The sequence below is a fragment of the Georgenia phoenicis genome, from assembly GCF_047302425.1.
Taxonomy (GTDB): Bacteria; Actinomycetota; Actinomycetes; order Actinomycetales; family Actinomycetaceae; genus Oceanitalea.
Genome location: NZ_CP154855.1, coordinates 2,142,591 through 2,155,371 on the forward strand (window position 1 = coordinate 2,142,591; position 12,781 = coordinate 2,155,371).

At 74.0% G+C, this 12,781-nt stretch carries 14 protein-coding genes; 8 read left to right on the forward strand and 6 right to left on the reverse strand.

The genetic code is table 11. From position 1 onward, the window contains the following. The first annotated feature begins 19 nt into the window (after positions 1–19). The 4 genes from AA0005_RS10070 (at position 20) to AA0005_RS10085 (ending at position 3,543) form a co-directional block, all read left to right on the forward strand. Positions 20–967, forward strand: coding sequence for a hypothetical protein (locus AA0005_RS10070; RefSeq protein WP_413450034.1), 948 nt, complete (start codon positions 20–22; stop codon positions 965–967). Between the two features lie 167 nt (positions 968–1,134). After that, entirely contained in the window at positions 1,135–2,259 is a 1,125-nt protein-coding gene (gene rlmC, locus AA0005_RS10075; RefSeq protein ID WP_413450035.1) for a 23S rRNA (uracil(747)-C(5))-methyltransferase RlmC, read from the forward strand. A 61-nt stretch (positions 2,260–2,320) separates the two neighbouring features. Further along, entirely contained in the window at positions 2,321–2,758 is a 438-nt protein-coding gene (locus AA0005_RS10080) for a DUF2243 domain-containing protein (protein ID WP_413450036.1), read from the forward strand. Next, entirely contained in the window at positions 2,755–3,543 is a 789-nt protein-coding gene (locus AA0005_RS10085; protein WP_413450037.1) for a cytochrome c oxidase assembly protein, read from the forward strand. Before AA0005_RS10080 ends, AA0005_RS10085 begins: the two co-directional genes overlap by 4 nt. On the opposite strand, the gene AA0005_RS10090 is transcribed toward AA0005_RS10085, so the two are convergent. Genes AA0005_RS10090 through AA0005_RS10105 form a run of 4 tightly spaced genes read right to left on the reverse strand, consistent with a single transcriptional unit; the run spans position 3,497 to position 7,408 of the window. Further along, the gene (locus AA0005_RS10090; RefSeq protein WP_413450038.1) at positions 3,497–4,309 is read right to left on the reverse strand and encodes an ABC transporter ATP-binding protein; all 813 of its coding nucleotides are present in this window, start codon (positions 4,307–4,309) and stop codon (positions 3,497–3,499) included. The two genes, AA0005_RS10085 and AA0005_RS10090, sit on opposite strands and share 47 nt — an antisense overlap. Continuing rightward, positions 4,306–5,337: a FecCD family ABC transporter permease gene (locus AA0005_RS10095; RefSeq protein ID WP_413450039.1), complete on the reverse strand. Its 1,032-nt coding sequence runs from the start codon at positions 5,335–5,337 to the stop codon at positions 4,306–4,308. The genes AA0005_RS10090 and AA0005_RS10095 overlap by 4 nt, the downstream gene beginning before the upstream one ends. After that, entirely contained in the window at positions 5,334–6,380 is a 1,047-nt protein-coding gene (locus AA0005_RS10100) for a FecCD family ABC transporter permease (protein ID WP_413450040.1), read from the reverse strand. The genes AA0005_RS10095 and AA0005_RS10100 overlap by 4 nt, the downstream gene beginning before the upstream one ends. Beyond that, positions 6,377–7,408, reverse strand: coding sequence for an ABC transporter substrate-binding protein (locus AA0005_RS10105; protein WP_413450041.1), 1,032 nt, complete (start codon positions 7,406–7,408; stop codon positions 6,377–6,379). The genes AA0005_RS10100 and AA0005_RS10105 overlap by 4 nt, the downstream gene beginning before the upstream one ends. A gap of 170 nt (positions 7,409–7,578) precedes the next feature. Between AA0005_RS10105 and AA0005_RS10110 the strand changes: the two genes are divergently transcribed. The 3 genes from AA0005_RS10110 to AA0005_RS10120 all read left to right on the forward strand — a co-directional run bounded on the left by AA0005_RS10110 (position 7,579) and on the right by AA0005_RS10120 (position 10,704). Beyond that, entirely contained in the window at positions 7,579–8,727 is a 1,149-nt protein-coding gene (locus tag AA0005_RS10110) for a zinc-dependent alcohol dehydrogenase (RefSeq protein WP_413450042.1), read from the forward strand. 14 nt (positions 8,728–8,741) lie between these two features. After that, on the forward strand, positions 8,742–9,323 hold the full coding sequence (locus AA0005_RS10115; protein WP_413450043.1) for a hypothetical protein: 582 nt from the start codon (positions 8,742–8,744) through the stop codon (positions 9,321–9,323). A 205-nt stretch (positions 9,324–9,528) separates the two neighbouring features. Then, positions 9,529–10,704, forward strand: a complete 1,176-nt coding sequence (locus tag AA0005_RS10120; RefSeq protein ID WP_413450044.1) for a GDSL-type esterase/lipase family protein — start codon at positions 9,529–9,531, stop codon at positions 10,702–10,704. Here the strand turns inward: AA0005_RS10120 and AA0005_RS10125 are convergent. Beyond that, complete coding sequence (locus AA0005_RS10125) at positions 10,686–11,708, reverse strand: adenosine deaminase (protein ID WP_413450045.1); 1,023 nt, start codon at positions 11,706–11,708, stop codon at positions 10,686–10,688. The two genes, AA0005_RS10120 and AA0005_RS10125, sit on opposite strands and share 19 nt — an antisense overlap. A gap of 115 nt (positions 11,709–11,823) precedes the next feature. Between AA0005_RS10125 and AA0005_RS10130 the strand changes: the two genes are divergently transcribed. Further along, on the forward strand, positions 11,824–12,444 hold the full coding sequence (locus tag AA0005_RS10130; protein WP_413450046.1) for a class I SAM-dependent DNA methyltransferase: 621 nt from the start codon (positions 11,824–11,826) through the stop codon (positions 12,442–12,444). On the opposite strand, the gene AA0005_RS10135 is transcribed toward AA0005_RS10130, so the two are convergent. After that, a complete protein-coding gene (locus AA0005_RS10135; protein WP_413450047.1) occupies positions 12,429–12,764 on the reverse strand; it encodes a zinc-ribbon domain-containing protein in 336 nt (111 codons plus the stop codon). The two genes, AA0005_RS10130 and AA0005_RS10135, sit on opposite strands and share 16 nt — an antisense overlap. Between the last annotated feature and the right edge of the window lie 17 nt (positions 12,765–12,781).

The following is a 12,781-nucleotide window of genomic DNA, read 5'->3' on the forward strand; positions in this document are numbered from 1 at the left end:
TTGGGGGTAGGTACGACGCATGGGCGACGCCGAGATGACCATCGACACCGACGAGCAGGAGCGCTCGGCACCGACGTCGGTGCCCTCGCACCGGGCGCCGGACTACGGCACCCCGCTGCGCCGCAGCAGCAGTGACCCGACCCTCGGTGACGGCCGCAAGGCGCCGACGAGCTTCGGCTGGGCGCCCACCCCCACCCTCACCGACCGGCGCGTCCTCGACTCGCCCGCCTTCGTCGTCGTCGACGACGTCACGAGCCGGGAGGCCGCCGGCGCCTGCGTCGCCGAGGGGCTCGAGCGGCTCGGGCGGCCCGTCCAGCGGATCCCCGCCGACGGCACCCCGCCGCGCGGTGGGCGCGCGGCGGGCCCGCTCAACCACCCGCTCCTCGTCCACGTCGGCTCGGCGAGCGTGCTGCGCGAGCCCACGGCGCAGGGCGTCGCGCGGATCGTCGACGCCTACCGGCCCGGCGCGACCATCACCTACGAGATCGGTCTGCACGACGAGCCGACGGGCTCGCCCGAGGAGCTGCGGGCCGCGGTCGAGGCCATGGTCGCCAAGGCCGACGTCGTCATCGCCACGACCCGTGACCTCGAGCTGCTCTACCCGGGCGAGGCCCGCGAGACCGTGCTGCGCCGGTGGGTCGGTGCCGGACCGGGCCTCGTCGTCGTCTCCGCGGGGAGCGAGGGCGCCTGGGCCGCCAACGCCGTCGGCACGACGGCGACCGTTCGCGGGCGGGGCGCGGACGACGAGGGCGAGTCCTTCGTCGCCGGACTCATCGACGGGCTGTGGAAGGCCGGGCTGCTCGGCGTCACGAACCGGCCCGACCTGCGCACGCTCGTGTGGGGAACGCTCCAGGAGCTGGTGGACAACGCCACCGTCGCGGCGGCGATCGCCGGGCGGACCGACGGCGTCGCACCCAGCCGGGAGGACCTCGAGGCCGCTCGCGGCATCCCGCGCCTGGGCCGCTGACGCCGTCGGTTGGTGCAGACGGCGCCGGGCAGATGGGTCGCCCCTTCCGCACATTCCCAGCTGGGGGAAAGGGCGACGCCTGATCGAGACGTGCGACCCGAGCGAGCGGGGGACGTGACGGATCTCTAGCCGCTGTCAACCACCGCGGGCCGTACGCTGGACCGGCCATGCAGTGCTCCTACTTCGACGCCGCCCGCTGCGGCTCGTGCACCCTCATGGGGCGCCCCTACGCGGAGCAGCTGGCCGGCAAGCAGGAGCACGTCCGCACGCTGCTCGCCGCGCACCGGGAGCTTCGCTGGCTCGAGCCGGTCGCCAGCCGGGAGGACGGCTACCGCAACAAGGCGAAGATGGTCGTCGGCGGCACCCTCGCCGCCCCGACGCTCGGGATCCTCGACGCCGAGGGCCGCGGCACCGACCTGCGCGCCTGCGGGATCATCGCCCCCGGCATCCGCGCCGCCTTCGAGGCGCTCACCGCCTTCATCACCACCGCCGGCCTCACGCCCTACGACGTGCCCACCCGGCGCGGGGAGCTGAAGAACCTCGTCGTCACCGAGTCGCCCGACGGCGAGCTCATGGTGCGCTTCGTGCTGCGGTCCTCCGAGGCGCTGCCCCGGGTGCGCAAGCACCTGCCCGGGCTGCGCGCGGCGCTGCCGCGGCTCGCCGTCGTCTCGGTCAACCTCCTGCCCGAGCACAAGGCCGTGGTCGAGGGGGAGGAGGAGATCGTCCTCACCGAGCAGCAGACCCTCACCATGCGGCTGGGCGCGGTGGACCTCCACCTGCGCCCGCAGGGCTTCTTCCAGACGAACACCGAGGTGGCCGCCGCGCTCTACGCGCAGGCGAGCCGGTGGGTGGAGGAGGTCGCGCCGTCGTCGGTGTGGGACCTGTACTGCGGGGTGGGCGGCTTCGCGCTGCACTGCGCCGCGCCCGGGCGGGACGTCGTGGGCATCGAGACGAGTGAGGCGGCCGTCGCGGCGGGGGAGCGCAGCCGTCTCGACGCCGGCCTCGGGTCGGTCCGCTTCCTCGCGGGTGACGCGACCGCGTTCGCGCTGTCCGCCGAGGAGGCGCCCGAGCTCGTCATCGTCAACCCGCCGCGGCGCGGGATCGGTGCGGCGCTGGCCGGCTGGCTCGAGGGCTCCGGTGTGCGCCACGTCCTCTACTCCAGCTGCAACGCGACCTCCCTCGCCCGCGACCTCGCCGCCATGCCCTCCCTCGTGCCCGTCCAGGGCCAGGTGCTCGACATGTTTCCCCAGACGCCCCACGCCGAGGTGCTCGTCCGGCTCGAGCGCCGCTGAGCGCTCCCGCTGCCGCGCCGCGCAGCCCGTGGCAGGCTCGTCCAGAACGGGAGGAGCAGGCATGGAGGGACCGGACCGGCGGCGCTCGGCCTGGGTCGCCGCGCTCATCGGCGTCGGCGTGATGGCAGCCGTCGACGAGATCGTCTTCCACCAGATCCTGGCCTGGCACCACTTCTACGACCGCTCGACGCCGGAGGTCGGGCTCCTGGCAGACGGTCTCCTCCACGCCGCCGAGCTGATCATGCTCGTCGCGGGGATCTTCCTCGTCGCCGACCTCGCCCGGCGCGGTGCGCTGCACCGGGGGGCCGCCGCGGCCGGCTTCCTCCTCGGTGCGGGAGGCTTCCAGCTCGTCGACGGCGTCGTCGTCCACAAGGTGCTGCGGCTGCACCAGGTGCGTTACGACGTCGACCTGCTCGCCTACGACGTCGCGTGGCTGGCCTCCGCAGCCCTGCTCCTGCTGGCCGGGGTGCTCCTCCTCAGGCGGGCTCGCCGCGCATGACGCCGTGGCTGCCCGGCGTCCTGGCCGCCGCCGCGCTGCTCGGCGGCTACCTCGCGCTCCTCGCGTGCCGGCCCAGCGGCCTGCCCGCCTGGCCCGCGTGGCGCACCGCGGCGTGGGTGGCCGGTGCGCTCACGGTCGCGGCCGCGCTGGTGCCGCCACTCGCCGGCGCCGCGGCCACCGACCACCGCGCCCACATGGCCCAGCACCTGCTCCTGGGGATGTACGCCCCGCTCGGCCTCGTCGCCGCGGCGCCGGTCCGGCTGGCGCTCAGCTCGCTCCCGACCCGCGCCGCGCGCCGGCTCGCCGCACTGCTGCGCAGCCGCCCGCTCCGCGTGCTTGCCCACCCGGTGGTCGCGGCCGTGCTCAACGTCGGCGGGATGTTCGTCCTCTACCTCACTCCGCTCCACGAGCGGGCCGCAGCGAGCCCGATACTCACCGCCGTCGTCCTTGCCCACTTCCTCCTCGCCGGGTGGCTGTACACCTGGGCGATCGCCGGACCGGACCCGGCCCCGCACCGGACTGGGCTCCCCGTGCGGCTCGCCGTGCTCGTCGTCGCCGCCGGTGCGCACGCCTACCTCGCCAAGACCCTGTACGCCCGCGCAGCGGAGAGCCACCACCACGGCATGGCACACAGCGAGGCCGGCGCCCAGCTCATGTACTACGGCGGCGACGTCGCCGAGGTGCTGCTCGCCGTCATGCTCCTCGCCGGCTGGTACCGCCGCAGCCGGCCCCGCGAGCTCAGCCCACCGTCGCGCGCACGTGGTGGCGGCCCAGCGGCAGCATGAGCGGCCGGCCCGAGGTCGGGTCGGTGATGACGTGGCTGTCGATGCCGAAGACGGCGCGCACCATGTCCGCGGTGAGTACCTCCTCCGGCTCGCCCGCGGCGTGCACGGCGCCGTCGGCCAGCGCGATGAGGTGGTCGGCGTAGCGGGCGGCGAGGTTGAGGTCGTGGAGCACCATGACGACCGTCGTCCCGCGGCTGCGGTTGAGGTCGGTGAGGAGGTCGAGGACCTCCACCTGGTGGCTGACGTCGAGGAAGGTCGTCGGCTCGTCGAGGAGGATCAGGTCGGTCTGCTGGGCGAGCGCCATGGCGATCCACACCCGCTGCCGCTGCCCGCCGGAGAGCTCGTCGACGTGCCGGTCGGCGAGCTCGGCGGTGCCCGTCGCGTCGAGGGCGGCGGCCACCGCGACGTCGTCCTCCCGGCTCCACCGCGAGAGGATCCCCTGGTGGGGGTGGCGACCGCGGCCGACGAGGTCGGCCACCGTGATGCCCTCCGGGGCGACCGGGGACTGCGGCAGCAGGCCGAGGACGCGCGCGAGCGCCTTGGCCGGGGTGCGGTGGACCTCGATGCCGTCGAGCACGATCCGGCCCTCGCGGGGGGCGAGCAGCCGGGCCATCGCCCGCAGCAGCGTCGACTTCCCGCAGGCGTTCGCGCCGACGATCGCCGTAACGCGGCCCGGCGGGACCGCGAGGTCCAGGTTCCCGATGACGGTGCGCTCGCCGTAGCCGAGCGTCAGGCCCTCGGCGGTGAGCTGGTGGTGGGCGGTCACAGTGAGCCCCCTGCGCGGTTGGTGCGGACGATGAGGTAGACGAGGTACGGCGCGCCGAGCACGCCGGTGACGACGCCGACGGGGTAGCGCGCGGGCAGCGCGAACTGGGCGACGAGGTCGGCGACGAGCACGAGCAGCGCACCGACGAGCGCGGCCGGCACGAGCAGCGAGGTGCCGCGCCCGACGATGCGGGCGGCGATCGGCCCGGAGAGGAAGGCGACGAACGCGACCGGCCCGGCGGCCGCCGTCGCGAAGGCGATGAGCCCGACCGCGAGCACGACGACGACGATCCGGGTGCGGGTCACCCGCACCCCCAGGGCGGCGGCGGTGTCGTCACCGAGCTGGGTGGCGGCGAGGTCGCGGGACCGGGCGAGCAGGGCCGGCCCGAGGACGAGGACCGCGACGAGGACGGGGACGACCTGCTGCCAGCCGGCCCCGTTGAGGCTGCCGGTGAGCCAGCGCGTCGCCTCCTGCAGGTCCCACTCCGCGGCCTGGGTCAGGACGTAGGAGGTGACGCTGTCGAGCATCGCGCCGACCCCGATGCCCACGAGGATGAGCCGGGTGCCGGCGACCCCGCCCCGGTGGGAGAGCAGGGCGACGAGCAGCGCCACGAGGAGGGCACCGAGGATCGCGACGACCGAGACCCCCACCGTGTCGAGCGAGAGCAGGACGATCGCGACGACGGCGGCGGCGCTGGCGCCGGAGCTGATCCCGATGATGTCGGGGCTGGCGAGCGGGTTGCGCAGCATCGTCTGGAAGGTGACGCCGCCCAGGCCGAAGCACAGCCCGACGAGCAGCGCGAGCACCGCCCGCGGCAGCCGCAGCCGCCCCACGGTGAAGCTCGCGCCCGGGACCTCCTGCCCCAGCACGACGCGCGCGACGTCGCCCGGCGGGTAGAAGGTCTGCCCGACCATGAGGCTGAGGAGCAGGACGGCGACGACGAGGACGCCCAGGACGAGGAGCACCTGACGCCGGCGGCGGCCGCGGACAGCCCGGCCGCGGGCGACGGCGGCGACGGTGGCGCTCACAGCGCGCTCACCTTCTGCCGGCGGACGACGTAGACGAAGAATGGCGCGCCGACGAAGGCGGTGACGATCCCGACGGCGAGCTCGGCGGGGCGGGCGACGACCCGCCCGACGACGTCCGCCGTCGTGAGCAGGACGGCGCCGACGACGGCGGAGAAGGGGAGCAGCCAGCGGTGGTCGACCCCGATGAGGAGCCGGCAGGCGTGGGGGACGACGAGCCCGACGAAGGCGATGGGCCCGCAGACGGCGGTCGCCGCACCGCACAGGGTGACGGCGCCGAGGGCGGCGAGCCCGCGGGTGAGCGCGACGCGCTCGCCGAGGCCGGCGGCGAGGTCGTCACCGAGGGCGAGGGAGTTGAGGCCGCGCGCGCTGAGCAGGCAGAGGACGAGGCCCACGGCGAGGAAGGGCAGCACCTGGCCGAGCGCCGCCCAGGTGCCGCCGCCCACGCCACCGATCTGCCAGGACCGGGCGCCGTCGGCGATGTCGTTGCGGCCCAGCACGACGGCGCTGACGAGGGAGGCCAGCGCCGCGGAGGTCGCCGCGCCCGCGAGCGCGAGCTTGAGCGGCGTCGCCCCTCCGCGGCCGAGGGAGCCGATGACGTAGACCGCGACCGCGGTGACGGCGGCGCCGGCGATCGCGACCCAGGCGAAGCTCCTCGCGGAGCTGAGTCCGAAGAAGGCGATGCCGGTGACGACGGCGAGGGAGGCGCCGGTGTTGACCCCGAGGATCCCGGGGTCGGCGAGGGGATTGCGGGTCACGCCCTGAATGACGGCGCCGGAGACGCCGAGGGCTGCGCCGGCAGCGAGGGCGAGCAACGTGCGCGGCACGCGCTTGGCGACGGCGGCCTGGTCGAAGCCCTCGACCGAGCCGCCGAGCGCGGCGAGCGCGTCGACCCAGTCCACCTGGCGCGAGCCGACCATGACCGAGGTGGCCGCCACGACGACCAGCACGGCGAGGACGGCCAGCAGCCACAGGCCGCGCACGCGCGCCGAGCGCCGCCGCGAGGCGACGCCCGGCGCGGCGGGCAGGGCGAGGGTCGTGCTCACGCGCCCGCGTCGGCCGCCTGGGCCAGCATCGCGACGTAGTCCTCGAGCACCCAGGAGATGGACAGCGGCGTGGGGTTGGCCGCGGTGCCGAGCGGGCCGTCGCCGGGGAGGCTGACGATCGCGCCGTTGGCGACGGCGGGCATCTGCGAGAGCAGGGGGTCGCCCTCGAGCGCGGCGACGAGCTCCTCGCCGCCGTAGGTCACGATGATGTCGACGTCGTCGAAGGTGTCGGCCTGCTCGGCGCTGTGGGTGAGGGCGAAGACGTCGGTCTCGGCGGACAGGTCCGCGACGCTCTGCGGCACCTCGAGGCCGAGGTCCTCGAAGAACATCGCCCGGGTGTCGTGGGTGGTGTAGAAGCTGACCTCGCTGAGGTCCGTCGTGTCGACGTGGGTGAGGAACATGGCGCTCGCGCCCTCGAGCTGCGGGGCGGCGGCCGCGGCCTCGGCGATCTCCTCCTCCAGCTCGGCGACGAGCGCCTCGCCCTCCTCGGCCATGCCGAGCCCGGCGCTGTTGAGCTCGATCATGTCCCGCCAGGACGTGCCCCAGGCGGTCTCGGGGTAGGCGACGACGGGTGCGATCTCCGAGAGCGTGTCGTAGTCCTCCTGCGTGAGGCCGGAGTAGGCGGCGAGGATGACGTCGGGCGCGGTGTCGGCCACGGCCTCGAAGTCGATGCCGTCGGTCTCGTCGAAGAGCACCGGCGTGTCGGCGTCGAGCTCGGTGAGCGCCTCCTCGACCCAGGGGAGCAGGCCGTCGCCGTCGTCGTCACCGAAGTTCGCGGCGGCCATGCCGACGGGGACGATGCCCAGAGCCAGCGGGACCTCGTGGTTGGCCCAGTTGACCGTGGCGACGCGCTCGGGCCGGGTCTCGATCGTCGTCGTGCCGAGGGCGTGCTCGATGGTGACGGGCTCGAAGTCGCTCGTCCCTTCGGCGGTGTCCGCCCCGGCGGCGGGCTCCTCCTCGCCGGCGGAGCAGGCCGCGATACCGAGGGCGAGGACGGCCGCGGTGGTGAGCACACGAGTTGCGCGCATGGGGTGCCTTTCGATGATGGTGAGGCCCGGGTCACCACCCGAGCGCGCTAAGGTTAGCCTCACCTAACCGGTGCTGAGAACCACCGTCTCGCGTCGCGGCCCTGGCTCCCGACGCGCGCTCCGCCGTGCCCCGTGTCACCCTGGCTGCCCGACGACGACAGGAGGACTCCGTGCGCGCGATGGTGTACCGCGGCCCCTACAAGATCCGGGTCGAGGAGAAGGACGTCCCGCGGATCGAGCACCCGAACGACGCGATCATCAGGGTCCAGCTGGCCGCCATCTGCGGCTCCGACCTGCACCTCTACCACGGGATGATGCCGGACACGCGGGTCGGGACGACCTTCGGGCACGAGTTCATCGGCGTCGTCCACGAGGTCGGCTCCTCCGTGCAGAACCTCAAGCCGGGGGACCGCGTCATGGTCCCCTTCAACATCTCCTGCGGCTCGTGCTATTTCTGCTCGCGCGGGCTGCTGTCCAACTGCCACAACGTCAACCCGAACGCGACCGCCGTCGGCGGCATCTACGGCTACTCCCACACGACCGGCGGCTACGACGGCGGGCAGGCCGAGTTCGTCCGCGTCCCCTTCGCGGACGTCGGGCCGACGATCATCCCGGACTGGATGGACGACGAGGACGCCGTCCTGCTCACCGACGCCGTCGCGACCGGCTACTTCGGCGCCCAGCTGGGGGAGATTCGCGAGGGCGACACCGTCGCGGTCTTCGGGGCCGGGCCCATCGGGCTCATCGCGGCCAAGACGGCGTGGTTCATGGGTGCGGCACGGGTCATCGTCATCGACCACCTCGAGTACCGGCTGGAGAAGGCCCGCACCTTCGCCCACGCGGAGACGGTGAACTTCGCCGAGCTCGACGACGTCGTCGTCCACCTCAAGCGGACCACCGACGGCCTGGGCGTGGACGTCGCCATCGACGCCGTGGGCGCCGAGGCGGACGGGAACTTCCTCCAGCACGTGACCTCGGCCAAGCTCAAGCTCCAGGGCGGCTCGCCCGTCGCGCTCAACTGGGCCATCGACGGCGTGCGCAAGGGCGGCACCGTCTCCGTCATGGGCGCCTACGGCCCGATCTTCAGCGCCGTGAAGTTCGGCGACGCGCTCAACAAGGGCCTGACCCTGCGGATGAACCAGGCCCCGGTCAAGCGGCAGTGGCCGCGACTGTTCGAGCACATCCGCCACGGCCACCTCAAGCCGAGCGAGATCGTCACCCACCGCATCCCGCTCGAGCACATCGCCGAGGGCTACCACCTGTTCTCGGCGAAGCTCGACGGCTGCATCAAGCCGCTCATCGTGCCGAGCGCGAGCTGAGAGAGGAGACCGCCATGAGCGAGCGCATCCCCGTCTACACCTCCGCCGCCCCGCCCGTGCCCACGGCCGAAGAGCTGCGCGCCCGGATCCCCGGGTGGGGCGTCGACCTCGACCCCGCCGACCGGCCCTCCTACCCCAAGGAGCGCGAGGAGCCCACCGGCGCGCACTGGGACCTGCCGGAGCAGCAGGAGGAGACCTACCCCCGCGAGCGGTCGATCGAGCACACGCGCCTGACGCCCGTGTTCGGCACGGTCGCGCCGCTGCACGGGCTGTCCGGGGCGATCCGGCGCTACTCCTACGAGCGCTTCAGCGAGGCCCGCGCCGCGCACTGGCTGCTGCTCATCGCCGCCGACCGGGTCGACGCCGTCGAGAGCCACGTGCGCTCCCTCGCGAGTAGGCGGCCGGACAACCCAGTCACCGAGACCGGTGTGCGCACCGAGCTCACCCACGACGGCGTGGGCGCGCGCCGGGACAGCAGCCGCGCCGACGTCAAGCACCAGTGGATCGACCCCCTCCTCGTCGCCGGCCCCTGGGTCCTGGCCGGCGCCGCCGCGGTAGCCGGCGCGCGCACGTTGGTACGCGGCCGGCGCGGCTGAGGCGGTCCACCGGCCCCCGGCCCCCATCGCTTGCGTCGCGCTTTCCGCTCTTCCGTCGGCCTTTCCAGCGCCCTCGGATGTGCGAAGAGTGCGACGCAAGCCGCGTCGCTCTCCGTACAACCCTGGCGGTCCGCCGTGGGGTGCGGGGTACGGTGCTGGCGCCGTCGTGACCAGCGTGCGGCACGGGCGACAGGAAGCAGGCGGCGTGAGCGAGAGCTGGACGACGACCCCGATCACCAGCGACGTCCTGCGGGGCGTCCTCGAGCTCGAGCGGGGCGCCCACGGCGTCGTGCCGCACCGGCTCCCGGCGTGGGCGCGGGCCCAGTGCGGCGACCCGCAGCTCCACCTCGCCGAGGGGCAGCCCGCGGGCGCGCGGCTCGTCCTGCGGACCGCGGCCCACGCCGTCGAGCTCGACGTCCTGCCCACGCGCTACGGCTTCCGCGGCGCCCCGCCGCGGCCGCGTGGAGTCTTCGACCTCCTCGTCGACGGCGCGCTCGTGGCCCAGTCCGTCGCGCCCACGGCGACGACCGTGACGATCGACCCGGCCACCGGCGCGCGGGAGCACCTGCCCGGCGAGGTCGGCACCGTCCGCTTCTCCGGCCTGCCGGCAGGCACCAAGGACGTCGAGCTGTGGCTGCCGCACAACGAGGCGCTCGAGCTCGTCGAGCTCCGCACCGACGCCGCTGTCGAGGTACCGGCGGGGGCGAGCCGGCCGCGCTGGGTGCACTACGGCAGCTCGATCAGCCACGGCTCCAACGCCGAGCACCCCACCGGCACCTGGCCGGCGCTCGTCGCCCTCGGCGCCGGCCTGGACCTGTTCAACCTCGGCCTCAGCGGCAGCGCCCTGCTCGACCCCTTCGTCGCGCGGACGATGCGGGACACACCCGCGGACCGGCTGAGCGTGAAGATCGGCATCAACGTCGTCGGCGGTGACCTCATGCGCCGCCGTGCCTTCGGGCCCGCGGTCCACGGGTTCCTCGACACCCTGCGCGAGGGGCACCCGACGGCGCCGCTGCTCGTCGTCTCCCCGCTGTACACCCCGATCCACGAGGACACGCCCGGCCCGGGCGCCTTCGACATGGAGGCGATGGCCGCAGGCCGGACGGCCTTCCGCGCCACCGGGGACCCGGCCGAGGTCGCCGCCGGGAAGCTCACCCTCGCCGTCGTGCGGGAGGAGCTCCGCGCCGTCGTCGCCCAGCGGGCGGCCACCGACCCCCATCTCTTCTATCTCGACGGGCGCGAGCTGTACGGCCCCGACGACTACGCGGAGCTGCCGCTGCCGGACGAGCTGCACCCCGACGGCGCCACCCACCGCCGGATCGCCGAGCGCTTCCGCGACCTGGCTCTCGGCGGCGAGTGGGGTCAGGCGCCGGCGGCGTAGGCCACGAGCTCGGCGAGGTACTGCTCGCGCTCCCGGCCGCTGAGCCAGGCGATGTCGAAGGAGTTGCGCGCCAGCTGGACGAGCTGCTCGCGGCTCAGGCCGGCGACCTCGGCGAGGCGCACGTAGTTCTCCGCGACGTAGCCGCCGAAGTAGGCCGGGTCGTCGGAGTTGAGCGTGACCTTGACGCCCTGCTCGAGGAGACCGACGATCTCGGTCTCCTTGACGCCGTCGACCACCCAGCCGTTGGAGATGGGGCAGCAGGTGAGACCGAGGCCGCGCTCCTTGATCGCCGCGACGAGCTCGGGGCGCTCGAAGGCGTTGGATCCGTGGTCGATCCGGTCGACGCGGATGTCCTCGATCACCTGGCGGATGTGCTCGTGCGTCCCCTCCTGGTCGATGTCGCAGTGCATCGTCAGGAGGTAGCCCTCCTGGCGGGCGCGGGCGAAGACGGCGGCGAACTTCGCCGGCGGGTTGCCGCGCTCGTCGGAGTCCAGGCCCACGCCGAGGATCCAGTCGCGGTAGGGGAGGGACTCCATGAGCGTGCTCATCGCGTGCTCGGCGGTGAAGTCGCGCAGGAAGCACATGATGAGCTCGCCGTGGATGCCGAGGTCGCGGCGGGCGTCGACGAGCGCCCGGCGCAGGCCGCCCATGATCGTCTCGAAGGGCACGCCACGGGAGGTGTGGGCCTGGGGGTCGAAGAAGATCTCGGCGTAGCGCACGTTCTGGCTCGCGGCCTTGGTGAGGTACGCCGTCGCGAGGTCGTAGAAGTCTTCGGCGGTGACGAGGACGCGCATCGAGTCGTAGTAGACCGTGAGGAAGGAGGACAGCGAGTCGAAGTCGTAGGAGGCGCGGACCTCCTCGGCGGAGGAGTGCTCGAGCTCGATCCCGTTGCGCTGGGCGAGGGCGAACTTCAGCTCCGGCTCGAGGGTGCCCTCGATGTGCAGGTGCAGCTCTGCCTTCGGCAGGCCGGCGACGAAGTCCTGCAGGTCGGTCGTCACGGTCACGCGGGTGTCTCCTTGTCCGGCCCCGGCACGCGCGGCCGGGTGCAGGTGGAGGCTATCGGGCGTCAGCGGGTCGGCGGGACGGCGTCTCGGCCCGCGCACGTGCCAGGCTGGGGCCGTGAGCGACTTCGACGACAAGGCGGCCGGCTGGGACAGCGACCCGGCCAAGGTGGCACGCGCACGAGAGGTGGCGGAGGCCGTCGCGACGGCGGTGCCGCTGCACCCGGGGACGCGCCTCCTCGAGTACGGGGCCGGCACCGGCCTCGTGTCCGAGGCGCTGGGTGGCCGGGTCGGCCCGCCGACGCTCGCGGACAGCTCCGCGGGCATGCGGGCCGTGCTCGCGGAGAAGGTCGCCTTGGGCCGCCTCCCCGGCGGGCGGGTCTGGGACCTCGACCTCGAGAGCGACGCCGTCCCCTCCGAGCGCTTCGACCTCGCCGTCGCCTCCCTCGTCCTGCACCACGTGCGGGAGCTCGACCGGGTCCTCACCGGCCTGGCCGAGCTCCTCGCGCCCGGTGGCCACCTGTGCGTGGCTGACCTCGACCGCACCGAGGGCGGCACCTTCCACCGGCACGACGTCGACGTCCACGACGGCTTCGACCGGGCAGACCTGGCCGCGCGCCTGGAAAGGGTCGGGCTCAGCGACGTCGTCGTCCGCGACTGCGGGACCGTCGACCGCGACGGCGTCGCCCACCCCGTCTTCCTCGCCGTCGCCCGCCGCCCGGTTCAGGGCGCCGGGTAGCCCGCAGGCGGCTGGGCCGGGGGCGGGTAGCTCCCCTGGGGCGGCGGGGGCGCGACCGGCGGGCCCGAGGGCGCGGGCGGGCCGGCCGTCAGCCGCTCCTCGAGCTCGGCGCCCTGCGCCTTGGAGTACTGCTGCTGGTAGCCGCAGAAGGTGCAGTCCATGACGTAGCGCGTCGACACGACGAACAGCGGGACGAAGAACAGCGTGAACTTGCGGCGGAGCTTGTGGAGGCGGTGAGCCGCGGGGTTGTGGCAGTGCGGGCACACCATGGTGAGGGTCGCGACGACGTCCGCGTAGCCCTTGATGCCGAAGACGATCATGGGCCCGAACCTAGCGC

Excerpts from the sequence above, each read along its gene's own strand:
- AA0005_RS10070 (WP_413450034.1), top strand. The coding sequence starts at position 20 with ATGGGCGACGCCGAGATGACCATCGACACCGACGAGCAGGAGCGCTCG.
- AA0005_RS10115 (WP_413450043.1), top strand. The coding sequence starts at position 8,742 with ATGAGCGAGCGCATCCCCGTCTACACCTCCGCCGCCCCGCCCGTGCCC.
- AA0005_RS10080 (WP_413450036.1), top strand. The coding sequence starts at position 2,321 with ATGGAGGGACCGGACCGGCGGCGCTCGGCCTGGGTCGCCGCGCTCATC.
- AA0005_RS10105 (WP_413450041.1), bottom strand. The coding sequence starts at position 7,408 with ATGCGCGCAACTCGTGTGCTCACCACCGCGGCCGTCCTCGCCCTCGGT.
- AA0005_RS10135 (WP_413450047.1), bottom strand. The coding sequence starts at position 12,764 with ATGATCGTCTTCGGCATCAAGGGCTACGCGGACGTCGTCGCGACCCTC.
- rlmC (WP_413450035.1), top strand. The coding sequence starts at position 1,135 with ATGCAGTGCTCCTACTTCGACGCCGCCCGCTGCGGCTCGTGCACCCTC.
- AA0005_RS10085 (WP_413450037.1), top strand. The coding sequence starts at position 2,755 with ATGACGCCGTGGCTGCCCGGCGTCCTGGCCGCCGCCGCGCTGCTCGGC.